General features: G+C 71.1%; 24 protein-coding genes. 14 read left to right on the plus strand and 10 right to left on the minus strand.

The window, feature by feature from the left end; genetic code table 11:
• Positions 1–774: an IclR family transcriptional regulator gene (locus tag BLU79_RS20595; protein WP_093907279.1), complete on the minus strand. Its 774-nt coding sequence runs from the start codon at positions 772–774 to the stop codon at positions 1–3.
• A gap of 131 nt (positions 775–905) precedes the next feature.
• Here BLU79_RS20595 and BLU79_RS20600 point away from each other — a divergent pair, with 131 nt between their 5' ends.
• The gene (locus BLU79_RS20600) at positions 906–2,435 is read left to right on the plus strand and encodes an aldehyde dehydrogenase (NADP(+)) (RefSeq protein ID WP_093907280.1); all 1,530 of its coding nucleotides are present in this window, start codon (positions 906–908) and stop codon (positions 2,433–2,435) included.
• A gap of 6 nt (positions 2,436–2,441) precedes the next feature.
• Here BLU79_RS20600 and BLU79_RS20605 read toward each other — a convergent pair whose 3' ends face one another.
• Both BLU79_RS20605 and BLU79_RS20610 read right to left on the minus strand, forming a co-directional pair.
• The gene (locus BLU79_RS20605) at positions 2,442–3,104 is read right to left on the minus strand and encodes a response regulator transcription factor (RefSeq protein ID WP_093907281.1); all 663 of its coding nucleotides are present in this window, start codon (positions 3,102–3,104) and stop codon (positions 2,442–2,444) included.
• 93 nt (positions 3,105–3,197) lie between these two features.
• Entirely contained in the window at positions 3,198–4,922 is a 1,725-nt protein-coding gene (locus tag BLU79_RS20610) for a sensor histidine kinase (RefSeq protein WP_256333395.1), read from the minus strand.
• 247 nt (positions 4,923–5,169) lie between these two features.
• Between BLU79_RS20610 and BLU79_RS20615 the strand changes: the two genes are divergently transcribed.
• Positions 5,170–5,766, plus strand: a complete 597-nt coding sequence (locus BLU79_RS20615) for an LURP-one-related family protein (RefSeq protein WP_256333396.1) — start codon at positions 5,170–5,172, stop codon at positions 5,764–5,766.
• 53 nt (positions 5,767–5,819) lie between these two features.
• Positions 5,820–6,428, plus strand: a complete 609-nt coding sequence (locus tag BLU79_RS20620; RefSeq protein ID WP_093907283.1) for a DUF1349 domain-containing protein — start codon at positions 5,820–5,822, stop codon at positions 6,426–6,428.
• Here the strand turns inward: BLU79_RS20620 and BLU79_RS20625 are convergent.
• Positions 6,388–7,776: an MFS transporter gene (locus BLU79_RS20625; protein WP_093907284.1), complete on the minus strand. Its 1,389-nt coding sequence runs from the start codon at positions 7,774–7,776 to the stop codon at positions 6,388–6,390. The two genes, BLU79_RS20620 and BLU79_RS20625, sit on opposite strands and share 41 nt — an antisense overlap.
• Positions 7,777–7,846: 70 nt before the next feature.
• Between BLU79_RS20625 and BLU79_RS20630 the strand changes: the two genes are divergently transcribed.
• The 6 genes from BLU79_RS20630 (at position 7,847) to BLU79_RS20655 (ending at position 13,017) form a co-directional block, all read left to right on the plus strand.
• A complete protein-coding gene (locus BLU79_RS20630) occupies positions 7,847–8,860 on the plus strand; it encodes a GlxA family transcriptional regulator (protein WP_256333397.1) in 1,014 nt (337 codons plus the stop codon).
• Positions 8,857–9,360: a GNAT family N-acetyltransferase gene (locus BLU79_RS20635; RefSeq protein ID WP_177001097.1), complete on the plus strand. Its 504-nt coding sequence runs from the start codon at positions 8,857–8,859 to the stop codon at positions 9,358–9,360. Before BLU79_RS20630 ends, BLU79_RS20635 begins: the two co-directional genes overlap by 4 nt.
• A 74-nt stretch (positions 9,361–9,434) precedes the next feature.
• Complete coding sequence (locus tag BLU79_RS20640) at positions 9,435–10,151, plus strand: DsbA family oxidoreductase (RefSeq protein ID WP_093907287.1); 717 nt, start codon at positions 9,435–9,437, stop codon at positions 10,149–10,151.
• A gap of 99 nt (positions 10,152–10,250) precedes the next feature.
• Positions 10,251–11,303: an aminotransferase class V-fold PLP-dependent enzyme gene (locus BLU79_RS20645; protein ID WP_093907288.1), complete on the plus strand. Its 1,053-nt coding sequence runs from the start codon at positions 10,251–10,253 to the stop codon at positions 11,301–11,303.
• 45 nt (positions 11,304–11,348) lie between these two features.
• The gene (locus tag BLU79_RS20650; protein ID WP_371131899.1) at positions 11,349–11,966 is read left to right on the plus strand and encodes an RNA polymerase sigma factor; all 618 of its coding nucleotides are present in this window, start codon (positions 11,349–11,351) and stop codon (positions 11,964–11,966) included.
• A 49-nt stretch (positions 11,967–12,015) separates the two neighbouring features.
• Positions 12,016–13,017 (plus strand): maleylpyruvate isomerase family mycothiol-dependent enzyme, encoded by a 1,002-nt coding sequence (locus BLU79_RS20655; RefSeq protein ID WP_093907289.1) that lies wholly within the window; start codon positions 12,016–12,018, stop codon positions 13,015–13,017.
• 3 nt (positions 13,018–13,020) lie between these two features.
• Here BLU79_RS20655 and thpD read toward each other — a convergent pair whose 3' ends face one another.
• The 6 genes from thpD to BLU79_RS20685 form a co-directional block, all read right to left on the minus strand.
• Entirely contained in the window at positions 13,021–13,923 is a 903-nt protein-coding gene (gene thpD / locus BLU79_RS20660; RefSeq protein ID WP_256333398.1) for an ectoine hydroxylase, read from the minus strand.
• A 7-nt stretch (positions 13,924–13,930) separates the two neighbouring features.
• Entirely contained in the window at positions 13,931–14,335 is a 405-nt protein-coding gene (locus BLU79_RS20665; protein ID WP_093907290.1) for an ectoine synthase, read from the minus strand.
• 48 nt (positions 14,336–14,383) lie between these two features.
• Entirely contained in the window at positions 14,384–15,655 is a 1,272-nt protein-coding gene (gene ectB, locus BLU79_RS20670) for a diaminobutyrate--2-oxoglutarate transaminase (protein ID WP_093907291.1), read from the minus strand.
• 32 nt (positions 15,656–15,687) lie between these two features.
• Positions 15,688–16,194 (minus strand): diaminobutyrate acetyltransferase, encoded by a 507-nt coding sequence (gene ectA, locus BLU79_RS20675; RefSeq protein WP_093907292.1) that lies wholly within the window; start codon positions 16,192–16,194, stop codon positions 15,688–15,690.
• A gap of 304 nt (positions 16,195–16,498) precedes the next feature.
• The gene (locus tag BLU79_RS20680) at positions 16,499–17,026 is read right to left on the minus strand and encodes a DinB family protein (RefSeq protein WP_093907293.1); all 528 of its coding nucleotides are present in this window, start codon (positions 17,024–17,026) and stop codon (positions 16,499–16,501) included.
• 144 nt (positions 17,027–17,170) lie between these two features.
• Entirely contained in the window at positions 17,171–18,271 is a 1,101-nt protein-coding gene (locus BLU79_RS20685; RefSeq protein WP_093907294.1) for a pyridoxal-phosphate-dependent aminotransferase family protein, read from the minus strand.
• A 183-nt stretch (positions 18,272–18,454) separates the two neighbouring features.
• On the opposite strand from BLU79_RS20685, the gene BLU79_RS20690 reads away from it, so the two are divergent.
• The 5 genes from BLU79_RS20690 to BLU79_RS20710 all read left to right on the plus strand — a co-directional run bounded on the left by BLU79_RS20690 (position 18,455) and on the right by BLU79_RS20710 (position 23,181).
• Positions 18,455–19,306: a transporter substrate-binding domain-containing protein gene (locus tag BLU79_RS20690; protein ID WP_093907295.1), complete on the plus strand. Its 852-nt coding sequence runs from the start codon at positions 18,455–18,457 to the stop codon at positions 19,304–19,306.
• Between the two features lie 3 nt (positions 19,307–19,309).
• The gene (locus BLU79_RS20695) at positions 19,310–20,152 is read left to right on the plus strand and encodes an amino acid ABC transporter permease (protein WP_093907296.1); all 843 of its coding nucleotides are present in this window, start codon (positions 19,310–19,312) and stop codon (positions 20,150–20,152) included.
• A complete protein-coding gene (locus BLU79_RS20700; protein WP_093907297.1) occupies positions 20,149–20,958 on the plus strand; it encodes an amino acid ABC transporter ATP-binding protein in 810 nt (269 codons plus the stop codon). Before BLU79_RS20695 ends, BLU79_RS20700 begins: the two co-directional genes overlap by 4 nt.
• Before the next feature lie 20 nt (positions 20,959–20,978).
• Positions 20,979–22,070, plus strand: coding sequence for an amidohydrolase family protein (locus BLU79_RS20705; RefSeq protein ID WP_093907298.1), 1,092 nt, complete (start codon positions 20,979–20,981; stop codon positions 22,068–22,070).
• Positions 22,071–22,248: 178 nt separating this feature from the next.
• The gene (locus BLU79_RS20710) at positions 22,249–23,181 is read left to right on the plus strand and encodes an SCO1860 family LAETG-anchored protein (RefSeq protein ID WP_093907299.1); all 933 of its coding nucleotides are present in this window, start codon (positions 22,249–22,251) and stop codon (positions 23,179–23,181) included.
• Positions 23,182–23,244: the final 63 nt, after the last annotated feature.

The raw sequence follows: 23,244 nt of genomic DNA on the forward strand, positions 1-23,244 counted from the left end.
TCAGAGCCTACGAGTGGCCAGCGTCAGCCGGTCACGCGCGTCGAACAGCGCGTCCTTCACCATCTGCTCGTGGGCGGGGGTCAGCCGCGCCACCGGTACGGAGCAGCTGATCGCGTCGCGTGCCGGGGTGCGATAGGGGATCGCCACGCCGAAGCAGCGCAGTCCCAGCGTGTTCTCCTCGCGGTCCACGGCGAAGCCCTGCTCGCGGACCAGGTGCAGTTCCTCGATGAGCTTCTCGCGGTCGGTGATCGTGTTCTCGGTCAGCGCGGGGAGGGTCTCCGGGAGCAGCTTGCGGACCTGCTCGTCCGTGTAGGTGCTCAGCAGCGCCTTGCCGAGGGACGTCGAGTGCGCGGGCAGCCGGCGGCCGACCCGGGTGAAGGGGCGCAGGTAGTGCTGGGACTGGCGGGTGGCGAGGTAGACGACGTTCGTGCCGTCCAGACGCGCCAGGTGGATCGTCTCGGTGGTGTCGTCCGAGAGGCGGTCCAGCGTCGGGCGGGCCGCCGCGACCACCTCGTCGCCGTCGATGTACGACGTGCCGACCAGCAGCGCCCGGACGCCGATGCCGTACCGCGTGCCCGTCGCGTCCGTCTCCACCCAGCCCAGCTCGACGAGCGTGCGCAGCAACATGTAGAGACTGGACTTGGGGTATCCGACGGCCTCCTGGACCGACGCGAGGGAGTGCATGCCGGGGCGTCCGGCGAAGTATTCGAGCAGTTCAACCGTCCGTACCGCGGACTTGACCTGCGCCCCGCCGCCCGTCTCGCCAGCCGACATCGCCCTTGACCCCTTCGTTCGACGGGAAATAGTCTCCGACAGCATATTCATCATCAGAGACAGCGTTCAGTATATCGAACGACCCTGGTGGATGACCCCGTACTGCGGCAATACATGTGGAGGGACCCGCGGTGGCAGCAGCACCAGTCTGGAGTGTCGACCCCCGAACCGGGAAGCAGCGTGAACAGGTTGCGGTGGAGGCCACAGCCCAGGAGGTGGACGCCGCCGTCCGCGCCGCGCACGACGCGCGCGGCTCCCTCGCCGACCGCACGGTCCGCGCGGCCTTCCTGCGCACCGCCGCGGACCGCCTCCAGGGCGCCAAGGACCAGCTCGTCGAGGCCGCCGACGCCGAGACCGCGCTCGGCCCGGTCCGCCTCACCGGCGAACTCGCCCGCACCTGCTACCAGCTGAGGGCCTTCGCGGACATCGTCGACGAGGGCGCCTTCCTGGACGTCGTCATCAACCACCCCGACGACACCGCCACCCCGCCGATCCCGGACCTGCGCCGCTACAAGGTCTCCCTCGGCGTCGTCGCCGTCTACTCGGCCTCCAACTTCCCCTTCGCCTTCTCCGTCGCCGGCGGCGACACCGCGAGCGCGCTGGGCGCGGGATCCCCCGTCGTGGTCAAGGCCCACCCCGACCACCCGGCGCTGTCGGAGCTGGTCGCCAAGGTGCTGCGTACGGCCGCCGCCGAGCACGGCATTCCCGAGGGCGTGATCGGGCTCGTGCACGGCTTCGAGGCCGGCATCGAGCTGATCAAGCACCCGCTGGTCGCCGCGGCGGGCTTCACCGGTTCGGTACGAGGCGGTCGAGCCCTCTTCGACGCGGCCGCGGCGCGTCCGGTGCCGATCCCCTTCCACGGTGAGCTGGGGTCGCTGAACCCGGTCGTGATCACCGAGGCCGCCGCGACCGAGCGCGGCGAGGCGATCGGTACGGGTCTTGCCGGGTCCATGACGCTGGGCGTCGGACAGTTCTGCGTGAAGCCGGGCCTCGTGCTGGTGCCGTCCGGCGCCGCGGGCGACGGCCTGGTCAAGTCCCTCACGGACGCCGTCAGCGACACGGACGCCGGTGTCCTCCTCGACCACCGCATGCGCGATAACTTCGTCGCCGGGGTCGCCGAGCGCGCCGAACTGCCGGACGTGGAGTCGCCGGTGACGCCGGGCGCGGGCGGCGAGCACACGGTCAGCGCCGGATTCCTCTCGGTCGCGGCCGACAAGCTCACCAGCGAGGGCGCATACGACCTGCTCCTGGAGGAGTGCTTCGGCCCGGTGACGGTGGTGGCCCGCTACGACGACGACGCGCAGGCCCGCGCCGTGCTGTCCCGGCTGCCCGGCAACCTCACGGCGACGGTTCACCTCTCGGCGGGTGAGGCGGCCGGTGAGGGGCGCGGGGCGGAGATCCTCGCGGAGCTGACGCCGCTGGCCGGCCGTGTGCTGGTGAACGGGTGGCCGACGGGTGTCGCCGTCGCACCGGCCCAGCATCACGGTGGTCCGTACCCGGCGACGACCTCGACGTCCACCTCCGTGGGCGGTACGGCGATCGAGCGCTGGATGAGGCCGGTCGCCTACCAGGGCGCCCCCGAGGCACTGCTTCCGCCGGAGCTGCGCGACGACAACCCGCTGGGGCTGCCCCGCAGGTTCAACGGCCGGCTGGAGCGCTGACCTCGGTCAACCCCGGTTCGGCTCCAGGCCCGCGTCCCGGGCCAGCAGGGCCGCCTGGACCCTGTTCTCGCAGTCGAGCTTGGTCAGGATGCGGCTGACGTACGTCTTCACCGTGGCCTCGCTCATATGCAGCCGGGCGCCCGCGTCCGCGTTGGACAGGCCCTCGCCCAGGAGGGCCAGTACCTCGCGTTCGCGGGCGGTCAGGTCGGCGAGACGGCGGCGGGCCTGGTCGCCGCGCGCGGTGGCGGCGGGGGAGGCGAGGGTGTCCACGACGTGCCGGGTGGCGGCCGGGGAGAGATAGGCGTTGCCGGCCGCCGCCGCACGGACCGCGTGGATCAGTTCCTGCGGCGCGGAGTCCTTCAGCAGGAAGCCCGCGCCGCCGTGGCCGAGCGCCCGCAGCACGTTGTCGCGTTCGCCGAACGTGGTCAGGATCAGCACGCGCACATCCGGCGCGGCCCGGCCCAGCTCGGCCAGGGCGGTCAGCCCGTCCATCACCGGCATCTGGATGTCCAGCAGGGCCACGTCGACCGCGGTGCTCCGGGCGGTCTCCACCGCCGCCCGGCCGTCCGCCGCCTCGGCGACGACGTCGATGTCGTCGGCCGAGGTGAGGATCATCCTGATGCCGGCCCTGATGAGCGGCTCGTCGTCGGCGACGAGGACCCGGATCACACGGCCTCCTGCGCGGTGTCGGTGCGCCAAACGGATGGCGAAGCCCCGCCATCATGCCCGATCCGGTCACCAGTGCGACCCGGTTGTCGCCGTTCAGAGTTCGTCCTTGTAGGACTCCTTCGCGACCAGCTTCCCGTCGCGGAAGCAGAACCGGTAGACGATGTCGTCGTCGATGTCCAGGTAGTGACGGCACGTCGCGCCCTCGGGCAGCGGCGGGCCGTGCTTCTCCTGGCCCTCGGTGAGCAGGGAACTGCCCTCCGGAAGCTTGGCCTTCACGTCCTTCTCGGCGTCGCCGACCTTCGCGGACTTGTACACGCTCGCCGATATGGTGCCGCTCTCCATCTCGTCGAACAGCGCCGTCAGCCCCCAGGCCCCGAGGGCGAGAACGCCCACGACGAGGACGACGGAGGTGACGACACAGCCGAGGGCGACCTTCTTCTTGCTTCTCATGATGGCGGCGAACTCCCTTTGCGGATCGGAACGGCCGAAGACCGCTCCACCGTCGCCCGCCGCGCCTTCGTCGATCTGCCCCCGAAAGTCGTCGTCCGGGGCGACGGAGGTCGCGCCCTCGGGGCGGGGCACGGGCTCGCCGTCGCCGTAGGGCAGCACACCCGCGAGACGGAAACCGCCGTCGGGGGTGGGCCCGGCGTGCACCATGCCGCCGACCAGCCGGGCCCTCTCCCGCAGTCCCGCCAGGCCCTGGCCGCCGCTCACCGCGGGCGGGGCCGAAGGGGCCGAGGCGGGCACGGGCCCGTTGGCCACCTCGACGACCAGGCTGTCCGGTTCGTAGCGCAGGGCCACGGTGATCGGGGCGCCCGGCGCGTGCTTGTGCGCGTTGGTCAGGGCCTCCTGGGCGATGCGGTACGCCGCGTGGTCGGCGGCGGGCGCGAGGGGCCGTACGGTGCCGGAGCGGTGCAGCTCAACGGCCGCGCCCGCGGCCCGCGACGACTCGACGAGGCCGTCGACGGCGGCTGCCACCCGGGCCGTCGGAGGCTCGGCGCCGGTCGCCCGGGGCCGCTGCCCGGCGGGCACCTCGGCATCGTCCCGCAGGATGCCCACCGCCTCGCGCAGCTCTTGCATCGCGGTCCTGGATGCCTCCCGGAGGATGCCCACCCCTTGCCGATGCCGGTCGCCCAGTTCCGGGTCCACCTCCAGCGCCCCGGCGTGCACGGCGATCAGGGCGAGCTGGTGGCCGAGGCTGTCGTGCATGTCCTGGGCGATGCGCTGCCGTTCGAGGAGGCGGGCCTGGTGCGCCACCATCGCCTGCTCGCGCACCAGTTGGGCGTTGTGCCGGCGCAGGGTGTCGAGCAGCCGGTGGCGCTGGGCGCGGTAGCGGGAGGCGAGACCGGGCACGACGGCCAGGGTCAGGAACGAGCCCGCGGCCAGGGCGGCCGTCGCGAGCAGTGACAGCCCGTCCTCTTCGGCGGACGCCATCCAGACGGCGAAGAGGTTGTGGAGCACGAGGCCGACGGCGTACGCGGCCAGCGCCCGCCCGGGGCGCATGATGCGGCTGCCCGCCGACCAGCTCGCGTAGATCAGCAGCAGCGCCGAGCCGGCCATCGCCCCGGCCAGGGCCGACGCGACGAGCAGCACCGTCGCCGGCAGCGAGCGGCGCACCAGTGACAGTACGGCGACGGCCAGGGCCACGGCGACGCTCCGCGCCCCGAATCCGGCCGCACCGTCGCCGAGGCCCGCCGCCCCGGCGAGCACGAGGGCGAGCACGACCTCCCCGACGATCCGCTTGCGGGGCCATGGGGAGGCGGCGACGAGCCGGGAGCGGAGCGGCCGGTCGGTACGGGATATCAGTGCTGCGTCCACGCGCAGACGATAGACAGCCGCCCCCGGCCGCCCGCATCCGCCCTTCGGCGCACCCGCGAACGACGAAAGTGAACACCCGGTCCCCGCCGCAACCGTCATCTTTGGTCGCTGCGGACGGCGACTTACGGAGACTGCCCCGGGCCGGGTCACGCGGCGAGGATGGATCCGCCGGACAACGGGGCCGGCGGCAGAGACCACCGGCACAGAGACCACCGGCACAGAGACCAGCGGCACGGGGAGCGGAACAGTGGACAGTGCGCGACCGCAGGCGAACGAGCGCTTCAGCATCCGGCAGAAGACCACCCTCATGATCAACCGCTACGTGGTGACCGAGACCCTGCCGGACGGCTCCGACGGCAGGGTCGTCGCCTTCGCCGAGCAGAAGCGGATGACGCTCAAGGAGCAGATGACCTTCTACACCGACGAGTCCAAGGACCACGTCCTGTTCACCGCCAAGGCCCGCCAGGTCCTCGACGCAGGCGCCGCCTACGACGTGCGGGACGCGATGGACAGCCCGATCGGTACCTTCCGCAAGAAGTTCGCCGCCTCCCTGCTGCGCTCGACGTGGGAACTCGACCAGCCGGATGCGGTCGAGGCGGTCGGGCGTGAGCGCAACCGGCTGGTGGCCGTGGTGCGCCGGTTCTGGGAGCTGCTGCCGCTCGACCTCGTGCCGTTCGTGTGGCCGTACCACTTCGACTTCACCTCGGGCGACAAGCCCGTGATGAGCGTCGACAAGAAGATCGGGCTGCGCGACCGCTATCTGCTCGACGTGACCTCACCCGATCTCGACCTGCGCCTCGCCATCGCCCAGGCCGTGGCCCTGGACGCTTTCCAGTCCCGCTGACGGGATCACCCCGGGGACGCCCGGCGACGCCCGGGCCCTGTAAGAATCCCCTCATGGACCTGGAACTCCCCGAACTGCCCTTCCCGCTCCGCACCTACGGCCCCGACGGCCACTGGTCCTACGAGGACGGCTTCCTCTCCGGATGGGCCGGACCCCGGCAGGACCGTTTCGTCCCGCCCACCGGTGAGGCCGTCGACCCCGCCTCCGACGCGCCCCGTCTGCTCGGCTCGCCCGAGGGCGACTTCCAGCTCATCGCCCGGGTCACCGTCGGCTTCGCCGCCGCCTTCGACGCCGGGGTGCTCTACGTCCATGTCGGCGAGCGGGCCTGGGCCAAGCTCTGCCTGGAGTACTCCCCGGATGTGCCGACCGTGTGCACGGTGGTCACGCGAGGTCACTCCGACGACGCCAACTCCTTCACCGTGGAGGGCAGTTCGGTCTGGCTGCGGCTGAGCCGGACCGGGCGGGCCTTCGCCTTCCACGCCTCCCGGGACGGTGAGCGCTGGACCTTCGTCCGGCTGTTCACGCTGGGGGAGGAGAAGGAGGCGGACGCCGCCCTGGTCGGCTTCATGACGCAGTCGCCGATGGGGGAGGGATGCGTCGTGACGTACGACCACCTGGAGTTCAGGCCGAACTGGCCGAAGGACCTGCGAGACGGCAGCTGAGCGCGAACGTCACCGTGAGCAGGGCCGCGCTGATGACCAGGCTCAGCCGCATTCCCTCGACGAACCCGTCGGAGACCAGCGCCCCGAAGACGGCGATGCCCAGACCGCCGGACACCTGGCGTGCCGCGTTGAGCACACCGGCCGCCAGGCCCGCCCGCTCGGCCGGCACGGCGTCCATCATCGCCGCGGTGAGCGGCGGCACCGTCAGCGCGCAGCCCAGGGCCATGGGGACGAGGAGCACGGCCACCAGGGACGAGGGCGTGCCGGCGTCGACGTAGAGCAGCAGGAGCAGTCCTACGACGGCCAGGGCCTGCCCCACCAGCATCGGCAGCCGGGGACCGTATCGGCCGGCGAGCTTGCCCGCCACGACGTTCGTCACCGCGATCAGCCCGGTCATGGGAAGGAACAGCAGCCCGGCGTACAGCGCCGAACGGCCCTGCACCTGCTGGAAGAAGAGCGAGAAGACGAACACCAGGCTGTAGAAGGCGACGCTGATCGCCGCTCCGGCCGCGACCGTCGCGGTCACCGTCCGGTTCCGGAAGAGGTCGAGGGGGACGACCGGATGCGCTCCGCGCGCCTCGATCCGCAGGAACGCCACGGCCGCCACGACGGCCACCGCCAGCGCCGCCCAGCCCGCCGTCCCGCCTTCGATCACCGCGAACGCCAGAGCCGTGAGCGCCACCACCGCGGTCACCTGGCCCGGCAGGTCCAGCGGCGCAGGACGGCGCTCCGAGCGCGGGGCCCGGATCAGCAGGGCCAGGATCACCATGCCGATCGGCACGTTGACGAAGAAGATCCCCCGCCAGTCCCAGGCCGTCGTCAGCGCGCCGCCCGCCACCGGACCGAGCGCCACGGCGACCGAACCGCCCGCCGCCCACAGCGCCACCGCCCGGGCCCGCCGGGCCGGATCGGCGTACGCCTGCCGCACCAGGGCGAGGGACGCCGGCAGTACGGCAGCCGCCGCCACGCCCTGCACCACCCGCGCACCGATCAGCGTCGGCAGGTTCGGCGCCAGTCCGCAGGCCACGGAGGCGAGCGTGAACACGACGGTGCCGAGGGCGTAGGCGCGGCTCGCCCCCGCCCGGTCCGCGAACGCCCCGGTGGACAGCATCAGCGCGGCGAAGGCCAGCGTGTAGGCGTCCACCACCCACTGCAGGCCGGACATGCCGCCGTCGAGGGAGTCGCCGATCGCGGGCAGCGCCACGTTCACCACGGAGGCGTCGAGGCAGATCAGCGCGAAGCCGAGGAGGGCGGCGGTCAGCGTGAGCGCGGGGGAGGGCCTCGTGGGCTCCAACGCGCGCTCGGAGGCGGCAAGTTCGGCCGCCTGGCGGGTGAGGTTCGTTGACATGACTCCATGCTGCGGATCTCCGTCGTCGTACAGTAGTGGCCGGAATGCCATGCACCCGGAGGTTCTGGCCATGACCCAGCCGTTCACGCCGCACCGCATCGCCGTCATCGCGCCGTCGCCGGTGTCGATGTTCAACCTCGCCATCCCGGAGATGCTCTTCGGCAAGGTCGTCAGCGACGGGCGGCCCGGGTACGAGGTGGTGGTCTGCGCGGCCGAGCCGGGGCCCGTGCCCACCTCCGGCGGCCTCGACCTGTACGTACGGCACGGCCTCGACGCGGTGCGGGACGCCGACACGGTGATCGTGGCGGGCACCGGGGCGCCGTACGAACCGGAGGCGCGGATCGTGGCCGCCGTCAAGGAGGCGGCGGACGCCGGCAAGCGCATCGCGTCGCTGTGTACCGGCGCCTTCCAGCTGGCCGAGGCGGGCCTGCTCCAGGGCCGCAAGGCCACCACCTACTGGGCGCACGCCGCGGAACTGCGCAGGCGGTACCCGCAGATCGACCTGTGCGGGGACGTGCTGTACGTGCAGGACGGCCCGTATCTGACCGCGTCCGGCTACGCCGCCGGCATCGATCTGTGCCTGCACGTCATCCGCACCGACTACGGCGCCGCCGTCGCCAACGAGGTCGCCCGCGGCGCCCTCGTCGCACCCGTACGGCCCGGCGGCCAGACCCAGTTCACCCAGACCCCGCTGCCGCCCGAGCGCGGCACCGCCTGCGCCGACACCCGCGGCTGGGCCATGCGCAACCTCGACAAGCCGCTCACCCTCACCGACCTGGCCCGGCACGCCGGTGTCAGCGTCCGCACGCTCACCCGGCGCTTCCACGCCGAGAGCGGGGTGAGCCCGCTGCAGTGGCTGCTCCACCAGCGCATCGAGCGCGCCAAGGAGCTGCTGGAGACCACCGCCCTGCCCATGGACCAGGTGGCCCGCGCCTGCGGTCTGGGCACGGCCGACTCGCTGCGGGGGCATCTGGTGCGCCGTACGGGGCTGACGCCGAGCGCCTATCGGGCGCAGTTCAGCCGGCTCGGAACCGCGAGCGCAACCGGAACCGGAGCCGTCGGGGTCACGTCCTCCGTTGCATGATCAGTGACCGAGTGACCACAAGTCGCGTGATTCGCACCGTTCTGTCCGCCGAGGTCGAGGACGTCGTCGCACTGCACACCCGCGCCCGGGCGACCTACTACCCCGACGGGCTCCCGCAGGACGGCACCGACTGGCTCGCCGCCTGGCAGAGCGCCATCGCGCGCCCGGACGGGCATGTGCTGTGCGTCGTCGAGGAGGGCCGCATCATCGGCCTGGCCTCGTTCCGCACCCCGGAGGGCGCCCCCGCCGACGCGGTCAAGCTGTTCCAGTTCCACGTCGACCCCGACCACTGGCGCGGTGGCGTCGGCACCGCCCTGCACACGGCATGCGTCGAGGAGTGGCTGGCCGACGGCAAGCGGACGGCCGTCCTCGACGTGCACGTCGACAACCGGCGCGCCCAGGCCTTCTACGCCCGCCAGGGCTGGATCCCGGACCCGGAGAAGCCGCCCGCGGAGGGCGACCACCACCTGAACCTCTGCTTCTCCGTCACCCGGGAATGAACCCTCCTGGTTGAACGTTCACGTTCTAAGCGGAGGGAGTCTCCGTAGCCGTACGACCGGAGAGAGCCACAGACATGCGCGTCGAGATCTGGAGCGACATCGCCTGCCCCTGGTGCTACGTGGGCAAGGCCCGCTTCGAGAAGGCGCTTCAGGCCTTCCCGCACCGCGAGCAGGTCGAGGTGGTGCACCGCTCGTTCGAGCTGGACCCCGGGCGTGCCAAGGGCGACATCCAGCCCGTGATCACCATGCTCACCAAGAAGTACGGCATGAGCGCGGCGCAGGCCCGGGCCGGTGAGGAGAACCTCGGTGCGCAGGCCGCCGCGGAGGGGCTCGCGTACCGCACCGAGGGCCGGGACCACGGCAACACCTTCGACATGCACCGGCTGCTGCACCTCGCCAAGGAGCAGGGCAGGCAGGACGAGTTGATCCAGATCCTCTACCGGGCGAACTTCGCCGAGGAGCGGTCCGTGTTCTCGGAAGGCGACGAGCGGCTCGTGGAGCTGGCCGTCGCCGCCGGCCTCGACGCCGACGACGTCCGCAAGGTCCTCGCCGACCCGGACGCCTACGCCGACGACGTCCGCGCCGACGAGCGCGAGGCCGCCCAGCTCGGCGCGAACGGCGTGCCGTTCTTCGTCCTCGACCGCAAGTTCGGCGTCTCCGGCGCGCAGCCCGCCGAGGTCTTCGAACAGGCGCTGACGCAGGCCTGGGGCGAGCGGTCGCCGCTGACGCTCATCGACCAGGGTGACGCGGACGCGTGCGGTCCGGACGGCTGCGCGGTGCCGCAGCACTGAGCGAACCCGCAGGTCGGGGCCGATCCATAAGCGTTGCTTAGCGAAACCACGTAAAGAATCGCAATGGACTGATAGGTGCTCAGGGCCCAGAGTGGTGCCATGGAGACCTTCGAGAGCCTCGTCCGTGCCGAGTTCGCCCCGAAGAACGTCTATCTCAACACCGCGAGCAACGGGCTGCTCCCGGCCCGCACCGTCGACGCCCTGCACCGGGCCGTGCGGATGCGGGCCGAGGGCACCCCGCTGGGCCCGCTGTACGAGGACGTGGAGATCGTGCGCGCCTCCTTCGCCCGGCTGTCCGGCGTGCCGGTGGAGCGGGTCGCGACCGGGGCCTCGGTCGCCGAGTACGGCGGGCTGATCGCCGCCTCGCTGCCCGCCGGCGCCGAAGTCCTCACCGCCGAGGCCGACTTCTCCTCCCTCGTGAACCCCTTCCACATGCGCGGCGACCTCAAGGTCCGCGCCGTCCCGCTGGAGCGCCTCGCCGAGTCGGTCCGCCCGGGCACCGCGCTGGTCGCGGTCAGCGCCGCGCAGTCCGCCGACGGCCGGGTCGCCGACCTGCCCGCGGTGCGCGCCGCCGCCCTGGAGCACGGGGCGCGCACCTACGTCGACGCCTCCCAGTCGGCCGGCTGGCTGCCGCTGGAGGCCGACCGGTACGACTTCCTCGCCGCCGTCGGCTTCAAGTGGCTCCTGGGCCCGCACGGGGTCGCGTTCTGCGTCGTCCCGGAGGACTTCGGCGGGCTGTCGCCGCTGCTCGCCGGCTGGGTCGCCGGGGAGCTCCCCTGGGACAGCTGCTACGGCCCCGTCGAGGATCTCGCCCGCTCCGCCCGGCGCTTCGACATCAGCCCGGCCCTCTTCACCTACGCCGGACTGCGCACCTCGCTGGAGCTGGTCGAGGAACTCGGCGTGGCCGCCATCCGGGCCCACGACCTCGCCCTCGCCGACCGCTTCCGCACGGGACTGGCCGCCCTCGGCCACGAACCGGTGCCCTCGCCCGGCTCGGCGATCGTGTCCGTGCCCGGCCTCGGCACCCGCCAGCCCGAGCTGAGCGCCGCCGGAATCGAGGTCTCCAACCGCGCGGGCAATCTGCGCGCGGCCTTCCACCTCTACAACACCGTCGAGGATGTCGATCGGCTGCTGGACGTCCTCTCTGCCTGAACCACTGGCGCGGGCCCGCCCGGGACGCTAGGAAGGGCACCAGGGGTGGTGGTAGCGGTGGAGTCCACGGGCGACACGTCCGTCCGGTCGCCTGCCGACGCGCAGGTGCACCGGCGGCTGGTGTACGGCGACGAGTCCGCGCTGGCCGAGGTGTACGCGGCGTACGGCGGGCTGGTGCGGCGGGTCGCCGTGCGGGTGACCCGCTCGCCGGGCGCCGCCGAGGACGTGGCGCAGGAGGTCTTCGCCCAGCTGTGGAGCAGGCCGTACGCCTTCGACCCGCACCGCGGCTCGCTGCGCACCTGGCTGTCCGTGCTCGCCCACCGGCGGGCCGTGGACTGGGTCCGCAGCGAGGCCCGGCACCGCAAGGACGCCGGAGCCGACGACTCCACGCTCCAGGCCATCCCCGACACCGGCCCCGGCCCCGACGAGACGGTCGTCGACCGGGAACGCTCCCTCCTGCTGCACACCGCCCTCGCCGAACTCCCGCAGCCGCAACGGGAGGTCGTGCACCTCGCCTACTTCGCCGGCCGCACCTACCGGCAGGCGGCCGTCGAGCTGGGGATCCCCGAGGGCACGGCCAAGACCCGGCTGCGCACCGCCCTGCGCTCCTTGGCGGAAACTTTGGCCGACCCGCCGGACCCGGCGCTCGAAAGGGGCGCATGATGGCGAGAGGGGTACCCGCGCGGAAAGCGGCACCGGGAGGAGGCACGCGATGACCGACGATCACGAGGCGGTACGTGACCTGCTGGCCGCCTGGGCCTTCGGCGCCCTGGACCAGGCCGAGGAGGAGACGCTCACGGCGCACCTGGCCGACTGCGAGAGCTGCGCGGCGGAGGCGGCACGGCTGCGGGAGACGGTACGGCTGCTGGACGGGCCGCCGCCGGAGGCTCCCGCGCGGTCGGCCGACGGGGCGCTCTCCCTCGCCCTGCGCAGCCGCCCGGCCGCCGCCCGGGTCGCCGGGCACGCCGCGCCCTACGCCGCCGCCGTCGCCGGACTGAAGTCGCTGCTGCCCGAACTGGCGGGCCACTGGGCCATGCCGGTCGTGCACGACTGGGACGCGCACGCCACCGTCGCCCACCTCCTCGCCGCCGACGAGCACCTGGCCGCCCGGCTCGGCATCGACTCCCGCGTGCCGCCCTCGCGGATCGAGGAGGGGACGCCCTGGGAGGAGGCCTGGGACCGCCGTACCGCCGACGTCATCGCGCACGAGCACGGCCGTACGCCCGAGGAGACCGTGGCCGACTGGACCGCGCAGGCGGACGAACTGCTCGCCACACCCGAGGCCCTCGATCCCCAACTCGCGGCCCGGGCCGAGACGTTGATGGGACTGCGGCTGCCCGTCGCCGACCACTTCGTCGTGCGCGCCTTCGAGACGTGGATCCACACCGACGACATCGGCCGCGCCCTCGGCCTCCCCGTCCCACCGCCGCCGCAGGAGCACCTGGATCAGCTGGTCCGCCTCGCCGTGCGCGTCCTCGGTCTGGCCCTGGGAACCGACGCGCCCCCGGTGCTGTTCGCGGTCACCGGGGGCGAGGAGTGGGTGCTGGGTTCCGCGGACGAGCCCGTACGGGCCGAACTCGTCCTGGAACCGGTCGACTTCTGCCTGCTGGTCGGCGGGCGGTACACGCCTCGGACGGTACCGAGGGGTGCCACGGGCGACGCGGCCGCCGTACGGAACGTACTGGAGCGGGCCGCGTCGCTGGCGTGGCTGTGAGGGTCACTTCACCGGGGTGAAGTCCCTCGCGCCGATGAACTCGGGCCGCCGTACGGGAGCCGCGAAGGGCTCGACGGCCGCGTTCTCCACGCTGTTGAACACGATGAAGACGTTGCTGCGCGGGAACGGGGTGATGTTGTCCCCGGAACCGTGCATGCAGTTGCAGTCGAACCAGGTCGCCGAACCGGCCCGGCCCGTGAAGAGCTTGATGCCGTACTCGCTCGCCATGGCGGTCAGCGCCTCGTCGGACGGCGTGCCCGCGTCCTGCATCTGCAGGGACTTCTTGTAGTTGTCCTTCGGCGTGGCGCCCGCACAGCCGAGGAACGTACGGTGCGAGCCGGGCATGATCATGAGCCCGCCGTTGGTGTCGTAGTTCTCGGTCAGCGCGATCGAGACGGACACCGTCCGCATGTTCGGCAGACCGTCCTCGGCGTGCCAGGTCTCGAAGTCGGAGTGCCAGTAGAAGCCGCTGGCCCCGAAACCCGGCTTGACGTTGATCCGCGACTGGTGGACGTAGACGTCCGAGCCGAGGATCTGCCGGGCCCGGCCGACGACCCGCTCGTCGCGCACCAGGGCGGCGAACACCTCACTGATCTTGTGCACTTCGAAGACGGACCGGATCTCCTTGGACTTCGGCTCGATGATCGAGCGCTCGTCCGCACGGATCCCCGGATCGGTGACCAGCCGCTCCAGCTCCTGGTGGTAGACCGCGACCTCGTCCTCGGTGATGAGCTGGTCGATGGCGAGGAAGCCGTCGCGCTCGAAGGACTGCAGGTCGGTGGTCGCGATCGGGCCGGCGGTGTCGGGGGAGCCCCACACGACGGGGTCCTTGCGCGGGGTCGACACCTCGGTGGCGGCTCGGCTCGGGTAGAGATCGGTGACGCTTCCGGTCATGGCGGTGGCCATGGGTCTCTCACACCTCCTCGGGCTCGGTGAGCAGCGGGTAGACGCCGTTCTCGTCGTGGTCCTCCCGGCCGGTCACGGGCGGGTTGAAGACACAGATGCAGCGGAAGTCCTCCTTGATCCGCAGCGTGTGCCTCTCGTGCCCGTCCAGGAGGTACATGGTCCCGGGCGTGATCACATGCATACGCCCGGTCTCGTGGTCGGTCAGCTCGGCCTCGCCCTCCACACAGACGACGGCCTCGATGTGGTTCGCGTACCACATCGACGTCTCCGTACCCGCGTACAGGATCGTCTCGTGCAGGGAGAAGCCGACCCTCTCCTTGGCGAGGACGATGCGTTTGCTCTCCCAGGTGCCGGACGCCGACTTCACGTGCCGGTCGGTGCCTTCAATCTCCTTGAACGAACGCACGATCACGGTGCTGCGATGCCTCCTAGGTGGTGGTGTTCTGGTGTTCTCGACCGCTCAGGCGGTCTCGCGGACGGCGCGGGCGAGGACGCTGAGGCCCTCGTCCAGCTCGTCCGGGGTGATGGTGAGAGCGGGCAGCAGCTTGACGACCTCGCTCTCCGGGCCGGACGTCTCGATGAGCAGCCCGAGTTCGAAGGCCCGCTGGGCGATCCGGCCGGCCCGCTGCTTGTCGTGGAACTCCATGCCCCACACCAGGCCGCGGCCCCGGTACTCCTTCACGTCGGCGGGGTTCTCCTCGCAGATCGCGATCAGCCCCTGCTCGACCTGCTCGCCGCGCGCCCGGGTCTGCTTCTCCATCGCGTTGCCGTCGGCCCAGTACATCTCCAGGGCGGCGGTCGCGGTGACGAAGGCGGGGTTGTTGCCGCGGAAGGTGCCGTTGTGCTCGCCCGGCTCCCAGATGTCCAGCTCGGGCTTGAACAGGCACAGCGACATGGGCAGTCCGTAGCCGCTGATGGACTTGGACACGGTGACGATGTCCGGCGTGATCCCGGCCTCCTCGAAGGAGAAGAAGGCGCCGGTCCGACCACACCCCATCTGGATGTCGTCGACGATGAGCAGCATGTCCTGCCGCTCGCACAGTTCGGCGAGCGCACGCAGCCACTCCGGGCGGGCGACGTTGATGCCGCCCTCGCCCTGCACGGTCTCCACGATCACGGCGGCCGGCTTGTTGAGCCCGGAGCCCTGGTCCTCCAGGAGCCGCTCGAACCACAGGAAGTCCTCGACCGTGCCGTCGAAGTAGTTGTCGAACGGCATGGGCGTGCCGTGCACGAGCGGGATGCCGGCGCCGGCGCGCTTGAAGGCGTTGCCGGTCACGGCCAGGGAGCCGAGGGACATCCCGTGGAAGGCGTTGGTGAAGGACACGATGGCCTCGCGCCCCTTCACCTTCCGGGCCAGCTTCAGCGCCGACTCCACGGCGTTCGTCCCCGTGGGCCCGGGGAACATGACCTTGTACGGCAGATCGCGCGGCCGCAGCACCAGGTCCTGGAAGGTCTGCAGGAAGGCCCGCTTGGCGCTGGTGGACATGTCGAGCCCGTGCGTGACGCCGTCCCGCTCCAGGTAGTCGATCAACGCTCGTTTGAGGACGGGGTTGTTGTGCCCGTAGTTCAGCGAACCGGCGCCGGCGAAGAAGTCCAGATACTCGTGGCCGTCCTCGTCGTACATGCGGCTGCCGCGCGCGCGGTCGAAGACGGTGGGCCAGCCGCGGCAGTAGCTGCGCACCTCGGACTCGAGGGTCTCGAAGACGCTGAGGTCGGGCTGGGTGATGGTCACGACGAATCGCTCCTCGTTTGCGTGGGGGGAGGTCAGAGGGAGAGGGGACCGATGCGGTACAGGACCTCGGGGTCGTGCGGTCCGTCCGGGAACACGCTCGTGGGGAAGAGCACCTCGCGCTCCAGGGCGGCGCCGTGCCGCTCCGCGAAGGAGCCGAACAGCCGCTCGGAGGCGGTGTTGCCGGGGGTGATGGTGGTCTCGACGCCGGTGATGCCGTACTCGCCGCCGACCCGTGCGACGAGCCCGTCGAGCAGCGCGGCGGCGAGGCCGCGGCCGCGATAGGCGTCGTCCACGGCCACCTGCCAGACGAGCAGGGTGTGCGGACGCTCGGGCCGTACGTACCCGGTGACGAACCCGACCGGCTCCCCGCGCTCGTCGCGGGCGACGGCCGACGTGCCGGCGAAGTCCCGGCACCACAGCAGATAGCTGTACGACGAGTTGAGGTCGAGGGCCTTGGAGTCTCTGGCAATCCGCCACAGCGCGGCCCCGTCGGCCACCGCCGGACGGTCGATTTGCAGGTCTGCTTGTGCGGCAGTCATGCGAATTGAATTTACCGAGGGAAATTCGAAATTGCATGGCCGGAAGGGGTTACGCGTGCGGACTGGGTGTGTTATCACGCGGGCGTGAGGAGTGCCGCTTCAGGGGAGCGAAACGCCCCTTTTGGTACCTTAATACCAGGCAAAACGGGCGCGATGTGGAACGCGTCACAGCCGTGTAACTCTCACGAGATCTGCCCGAATTCCTCCGGTTGGCGTTCGCGGAATCTTTGCGTTTAGGTCTGGAAAAAGCGGGCAGAAGAGGATGGGAAGCTGCCCTCGAAAATCTCCAGGAATTACGCGGAATTCACGCCCCAATAACGCCGTCGATGTGCTCACGCAGAATGTCGGCGTGGCCGTTGTGCCGCGCGTACTCCTCGATCATGTGAAGGAACACCCACCGCAGACTGACCTCGACCCCGGCCATCGGCTCGTCCCCGATCCGCCCCACACTCTCCAGCGACCGCCCGGCACACACCTCCCGCCCCCGCGCGATCTCCCGCCGCCAGACGGAGAGTGCCTCGTCGATCCCACGCCGGGGATGCAGGGCGTACCCGGTCTCCTCCTCGAACACCGGCGGTACGTCCAGCCCGCCCATCACCCGCTGGAACCAGTTCCGCTCACACTCGGCCAGGTGCTGCACGAGCCCGAGCAGCGTCAGCTGCGACGGCTCGGCGGAGGCGAGCCGCACCTGCGAGTCGTCCAGTCCCGCGCACTTCAGCTCCAGGGTGGCGCGATGGAAGTCGAGCCAGCTTTCGAGCATGGGGAGTTCGGGCCCGGTGGTGAACGGGATGGGTCTGCCGTCGGGGAGGGCCTGAGGGGTCTCGGTAGCCATCCGGGAAGCATGGCCCAATCGGCCCGTCCGGGGTTTGAGGACGAGGCCGTTCAGGCCGAAAGCAGGGGTCCGGGGGCGGCAGCCCTCAGGGACGGGACGGGTAGGGGCGGAGGAGGCGAAGGAAGTCAGGCCTCGGCCCGACGACTACCGCCAGGCTTCGTCCGCCGCCCGCAGAGAACCCTCCACATCCACGGCCAGCCCCTTCTCCGCCAGCGCAGCGCCCAGCGCCGCCAGGCTCCCCCGCACAGCCCCCACCGTCGCATCCGCCCCGTAGTGATTGACGCGAATCATCTCCTTGGCCAACGCACCCCCGCCCGCGGCCAGCGGCAGCCCCGGCTCCGACTCCAGCGCCCGAGCAACCACCTCCGACGCCACCACCCCGGCGGGCGCCCTCAACGTCGTCGCGACCGGCGCCGCCTCCCGGACGTCGTACACATACGGTTCCAAGCCCCCGCCCAACGCCACCGCCCCGGCCCGAGTGGACAGCGCGGCGACCCGGTGACGGGCCATCACCGCCTCCAGTCCATCCCCCTCGATCCGCTCGACGCACGCCTCCAGCGCCAGCATCTCCAACTGCGCGGGCGCATGCAGCAGCGCCGCGCGCCCGCCGTCGATCCACCGCTCCTTCCAGTCCAGCAGCGACAGATACGACCGCCGCGGCGCCCCGGGATTCGCGGCCATCCGCGCCCACGCCCGCTCGCTCACCGACACCGCCGACACTCCGGCCGGCCCGCCCATCGCCTTTTGCGCCCCGATCACGCACAGGTCCACGCCCCACGCGTCCGGCAGCACCGGCTCGGCCCCGATCGACGCCACCGCGTCCAGGTAGAACAGCGCCCCGTGCGCCCGCACGACCTCACCGATCTCGGCGACGGGGTTGGTGTTGCCGGTGGCCGCCTCCGCGTGCACCAGGGACACGAAGTCGATCTCGGGGTGCTCGGCGAGGGCATCCCGGATCTGGTCCGCCGTGACCGCCGTATGGAAGGGCACCGCCAGATCGATCACGGTCGCGCCGCAGTCCCGCAGCCAGTTCCCGAAGGTCTGCCCGTACGGACCGGTGATCACGTTCAGCGCGGTCGTGCCGGGCCCGGCCGTTCCCCGGATCGCCCCCTCCAGCGGCAGCAGCGCCTCGCCCTGCATGATCACGACGTCCTGCTCGGTCCCGAGCAGCCGCGCCACCCGGTCCTCGATGGCGGCGAATCGGGCGGCGCTCAGCGGGGCCAGGTCCAGGAAGGGATGGGTCACGACAGGGCTCTCTTCGCTCTCTTCGCTCCGGGGTAGACGATCACGAGAGTAACCGGCCGCTTCGCCGCCCCTTCACGATCCCGACTTCTTAGGTCGAACGGCCCCTATACCATCGGTTTGGTTTGAGGATCTCAAACTTCTCCTTATAATCGGAACCCATAGTTCCCTCACAGGAGGCTCCCCGTGAAGACGACCTTCGGGCGCCGGGCCCGCATTCTGGCCGCCACCACCGCGACGGCCGGGCTGGTGCTCGTGGCCGGCTGCTCCTCCGACGGCGACGGCGGCGGTGGTACCAAGACCGCGGCCGGCGGCGTCGAAGTCGTCAAGGCGGGCCAGCTCACCACCTGCACCCACCTGCCGTACCCGCCCTTCCAGTCGGAGATCGACGGCAAGGTGCAGGGCTTCGACGTCTCCCTCATCGACCTGGTCGCGGACGACCTGGGCGTGAAGCAGTCGATCCTCGACACGCCCTTCGAGAACTTCAAGACGGGCGCCTTCCTCAACTCCGGCGAGTGCGACCTCGCCGCCGCCGGCATGACCATCACCGACGAGCGCAAGAAGAACGTCGACTTCTCGGACCCGTACTTCGAGGCCACCCAGGCCGTCCTGGTCGACAAGAAGAGCGGCATCTCCTCCTTCGCCGACCTCAAGGGCAAGAAGGTCGGTGCCCAGGCACAGACCACCGGCGAGGACTACGCCAAGAGCAAGGGCCTGGACCCGGTCTCCTTCGAGTCCTCCGACGCCGTCATCAACGGCCTGCGCTCCGGTCAGGTCGAGGCGGTCGTCATCGACTACCCGGTCGTCCAGGGCTGGCTGAAGGACAAGGCCAACGCGGACGCCTTCGAGGTCGCCGAGCAGGTCAACACCGGTGAGCAGTACGGCTTCACGGTGAAGAAGGGCAACACCAAGCTCCTCGCCGCCATCAACAAGGCGCTCAAGGAGGCCAAGGCCGACGGCACGTACAAGAAGCTGTACGAGCAGTGGATCGGCCCCTACGACGAGTCCGCCGCCACCGCCTCGCCCGCCGCCTCCTGACCCATGGCCGACACAGACGTACGACTCCAGCCGAAGCAGCCCAGGAAGAAGGGCCTGACCAGGCGCCAGAAGCGCAGCCTGTCGCGCGGTATCCAGTACGTCGTCTTCGTCGCGGCCGTGATCGCCTTCGCGGTCGCGGCCGACTGGGGGCGCCTGAAGAACCAGTTCGCGCAAGGGGACATCGCCAAGGAGATGTTCCCCGACGTCATCACGCTGGCGCTGAAGAACACCGTGCTGTACACCCTGTCCGGCTTCGCCGTCGGACTGGTGCTCGGCATGGTGATCGCGCTGATGCGGCTGTCGTCCGTGGGGCCGTACCGCTGGCTCGCCGGCGTGTACATCGAGATCTTCCGCGGCCTGCCCGCCCTGCTGATCTTCATCTTCATCGGCGTCGCCGTGCCGCTGGCCTTCCCGGGCACGGAGATCCCGGGCGGCACCTACGGCAAGGTCGCGCTCGCGCTCGGCCTGGTCGCGGCGGCGTACATGGCGGAGACGATCCGCGCGGGCATCCAGGCGGTGCCCAAGGGGCAGATGGAGGCGGCGCGTTCGCTCGGCTTCTCGCCCGCCCGTGCCATGATCTCGATCATCATCCCGCAGGCGTTCCGGATCATCCTCCCGCCGCTGACCAACGAACTCGTCCTGCTCTTCAAGGACTCCTCGCTGGTGCTGTTCCTCGGCGTGACGCTGGAGGAGCGCGAACTGTCCAAGTTCGGTCGTGACCTGGCCAGCCAGACCGCCAACTCCACGCCGATCCTGGTCGCGGGCCTGTGCTATCTGCTGGTCACGATCCCGCTCGGCTTCGTCGTACGCCGTATGGAGGCGAAAGCCCAGGAGGCCGTGAAGTGACAGAGAAGACCCTTGGCTCCCGACCGGAGATCGAAGTACGCGGCCTGCACAAGTCCTTCGGTGACAACGAGGTGCTGCGCGGCATCGACCTGGAGATCAAGCAGGGCGAGGTCGTCTGCGTCATCGGCCCGTCCGGCTCGGGCAAGTCGACGCTGCTGCGCTGTGTGAACCTGCTCGAAGAGCCCAGCGAGGGCCAGGTCTTCGTCGGCGGCACCGAGCTCACCGACCCGGACGTCGACATCGACGCCGTACGCCGTCGTATCGGCATGGTCTTCCAGCAGTTCAACCTGTTCCCGCACGTCACGGTGACCGAGAACCTCACGCTGCCGCAGCGCCGGGTGCTCAGGCGCGACAAGGCGATGGCCGCGAAGGTGGCGGCCGAGAACCTGGAGCGGGTCGGCCTGTCCGAGAAGGCGTCGGCGTACCCGGCCTCCCTCTCCGGCGGCCAGCAGCAGCGCGTCGCCATCGCGCGGGCACTCGCCATGGGCCCCGACGTGATGCTGTTCGACGAGCCGACGTCGGCGCTGGACCCCGAGCTGGTGGGGGACGTCCTCGCCGTCATGCGCATGCTCGCCGACGAGGGCATGACGATGATGGTCGTCACCCACGAGATGACCTTCGCGCGCGAGGTCGCCGACCGGGTCGTCTTCATGGACGGCGGAGTGATCGTCGAGGACGGCGCCCCCGACCAGGTCATCGGCAACCCGCAGCACGAACGCACCCGCCACTTCCTGTCGCGGCTCCTGGACCCGGCGATGGCCGAGGTGGAGGAGGAGACCTCGGACCAGGTGGGCAAGAGCGACTAGTGGCTCACTAAGGTGCAGACATGAGCGATGGCGCTGTGCTGCACGTGAAGGGCCGGATCCTCGTCGGGCCGGACGACGTCCGGGACGAGCTGTGGGTCGTCGACGGCCGGATCTCGTACGACCGTCCCGGCGACGCCCGCGACGTACGGACCGTCGAGGGCTGGGCCCTGCCCGGCCTCGTCGACGCGCACTGCCACGTGGGCCTCGGCGCGCACGGTCCCGTCGACGACGACGTGGCGGAGAAGCAGGCCCTGACCGACCGCGAGGCGGGCACCCTGCTTATCCGCGACGCCGGCTCGCCCTCCGACACCCGCTGGGTCGACGACCGCGAGGACCTGCCGAAGATCATCAGGGCCGGCCGGCACATCGCCCGCACCCGCCGCTACATCCGCGGCTACGCCCACGAGATCGAGCCGGAGGACCTGGTCGCGTACGTCGCCCAGGAGGCCCGGCGCGGCGACGGCTGGGTCAAGCTGGTCGGCGACTGGATCGACCGCGACCTCGGGGACCTCGCGCCCACCTGGCCGCGCGAGGCGGTCGAGGCGGGCATCGCGGAGGCCCACCGGCTGGGCGCCCGCGTCACCGCGCACTGCTTCGCGGAGGACTCCCTCCAAGACCTGGTCGAGGCGGGCATCGACTGCATCGAACACGCCACGGGCCTGACCGAGGACCTGATCCCGCTGTTCGCCGAGCGCGGGGTGGCGATCGTCCCCACCCTCGTGAACATCGCGACCTTCCCTAACCTGGCCGACGGCGGCGAGGCCAGGTTCCCCCGCTGGTCGGCCCATATGCGCCGCCTCCACGAACGCCGCTACGACACGGTCCGCTCCGCCTATGACGCCGGCATCCCGGTCTTCGTCGGCACCGACGCGGGCGGTCATCTGCCGCACGGCCTGGTGGCGGCCGAGGTGGCGGAACTGGTCACCGCGGGCATCCCGGCGATCGACGCCCTCGCCGCGACGACCTGGGCGGCGCGGGCGTGGCTCGGCCGACCGGTGCTGGAGGAGGGGGCTGCGGCCGACCTGGTGGTGTACGAGTCCGACCCGCGGGCAGACGTACGGGTGTTGGCGGCGCCGCGACGGGTCGTGCTGAACGGAAATGTCGTGAGTTGAGCCGGCCGCCCGGCCTGTGACTGTCACTGTGACTGTGGAGAACGTGCGTGCCCCGTGGTTCGAAAACCTGCACGGGAAACACACGTAGGGGTGAACTCCCGTCAGGGTGCTGACCAGGCATCCCGCATGCGCGATTCTTGCCGGGTCCCGAGCAAGTCTCCTCCGAGGGGTCCCCACCTTGAACGGCAAGAACTTCCGTATACCCGCACGCCGTCTCGCCACCGTCGCGACGGCCACCGCCCTGGCCGCCGGTCCCGCGGTCCTGGCCGCGGCGGGCCCCGCGCACGCGACCGGCGACGAGGGGCGCGCGAGCGCCGTCGTCCTGCGCACGGGGCTCGACGTCTCCCTGCTCAACAAGACCGTGAACGTCCCGCTCGCGGTCTCCCTGAACGAGGTCGAGGCGCCCCAGAGCGCCGAGAAGTCCACGCTGACGGCCCAGTTGAACGGCGTCGACGGCGGTAAGCCGTTCAGCGTGCTGAGCGCCGAGGTCGCCTCGTCGAAGGCGACGGTCGAGGGCGGCAAGGCCGAGGGCTACACCAACCTCGCCCACGCCAAGGTCCATGTCCCGGGCCTGGCGCTGCTGTCGCTCATCGAGGTCGGCCAGGTCACCTCCAAGGCCACCTGCGAGGCCGGCAAGAAGCCGACCGCCTCCTCCAACCTGCTCGGCGACGTCACCGTCCTCGGCAAGAAGGTCACGCTGACCGCCGGTGGCACCACGAACGTCGAGGTGCCGGGCGTGGGCGAGGTGCGGGTGGACTACTCCAAGACGGAGACCGAGTCGCGTACGGCCGCCGCCACGGCCCTCGAACTCAAGGTCGCCGTCAACCCGTTGAAGCTGAACGTCGCCGAGGTCGAGGGCACCCTGACCCTGGCGAAGGCGGCCTGCGAGACGCCGGCCGCGTCGGAGCAGGCGGCCGACCCGAGCGCCGACCCGAGCGCCGAGCCCGGCACGGACCCGGCCGGTGGCGTGAAGCCGCAGGGCGAGTCCGCCGACGACGGCCTCGCCGAGACCGGCGGCAACTCCATGACGCCGTACATCGCGGGCGGTGCGGTCGCGCTGCTCGTCGCGGGCGGGGGAGCGGTGGCGTTCGCGCGCCGGCGCACCAACTGACGGAAGCGCAGACGGAAGCGCTTTCACTCGTGGCCCAGGTCAGCTACCGGGATTCATCGCAGT

This window comes from Streptomyces sp. cf386 (assembly GCF_900103585.1).
Lineage (GTDB): Bacteria > Actinomycetota > Actinomycetes > Streptomycetales > Streptomycetaceae > Streptomyces.

Excerpts from the sequence above, each read along its gene's own strand:
- BLU79_RS20595 (WP_093907279.1), bottom strand. The coding sequence starts at position 774 with ATGTCGGCTGGCGAGACGGGCGGCGGGGCGCAGGTCAAGTCCGCGGTA.
- BLU79_RS20620 (WP_093907283.1), top strand. The coding sequence starts at position 5,820 with ATGGACCTGGAACTCCCCGAACTGCCCTTCCCGCTCCGCACCTACGGC.
- BLU79_RS20625 (WP_093907284.1), bottom strand. The coding sequence starts at position 7,776 with ATGTCAACGAACCTCACCCGCCAGGCGGCCGAACTTGCCGCCTCCGAG.
- BLU79_RS20630 (WP_256333397.1), top strand. The coding sequence starts at position 7,847 with ATGACCCAGCCGTTCACGCCGCACCGCATCGCCGTCATCGCGCCGTCG.
- BLU79_RS20635 (WP_177001097.1), top strand. The coding sequence starts at position 8,857 with ATGATCAGTGACCGAGTGACCACAAGTCGCGTGATTCGCACCGTTCTG.
- BLU79_RS20640 (WP_093907287.1), top strand. The coding sequence starts at position 9,435 with ATGCGCGTCGAGATCTGGAGCGACATCGCCTGCCCCTGGTGCTACGTG.
- BLU79_RS20645 (WP_093907288.1), top strand. The coding sequence starts at position 10,251 with ATGGAGACCTTCGAGAGCCTCGTCCGTGCCGAGTTCGCCCCGAAGAAC.
- BLU79_RS20655 (WP_093907289.1), top strand. The coding sequence starts at position 12,016 with ATGACCGACGATCACGAGGCGGTACGTGACCTGCTGGCCGCCTGGGCC.
- thpD (WP_256333398.1), bottom strand. The coding sequence starts at position 13,923 with ATGGCCACCGCCATGACCGGAAGCGTCACCGATCTCTACCCGAGCCGA.
- ectA (WP_093907292.1), bottom strand. The coding sequence starts at position 16,194 with ATGACTGCCGCACAAGCAGACCTGCAAATCGACCGTCCGGCGGTGGCC.
- BLU79_RS20680 (WP_093907293.1), bottom strand. The coding sequence starts at position 17,026 with ATGGCTACCGAGACCCCTCAGGCCCTCCCCGACGGCAGACCCATCCCG.
- BLU79_RS20695 (WP_093907296.1), top strand. The coding sequence starts at position 19,310 with ATGGCCGACACAGACGTACGACTCCAGCCGAAGCAGCCCAGGAAGAAG.
- BLU79_RS20705 (WP_093907298.1), top strand. The coding sequence starts at position 20,979 with ATGAGCGATGGCGCTGTGCTGCACGTGAAGGGCCGGATCCTCGTCGGG.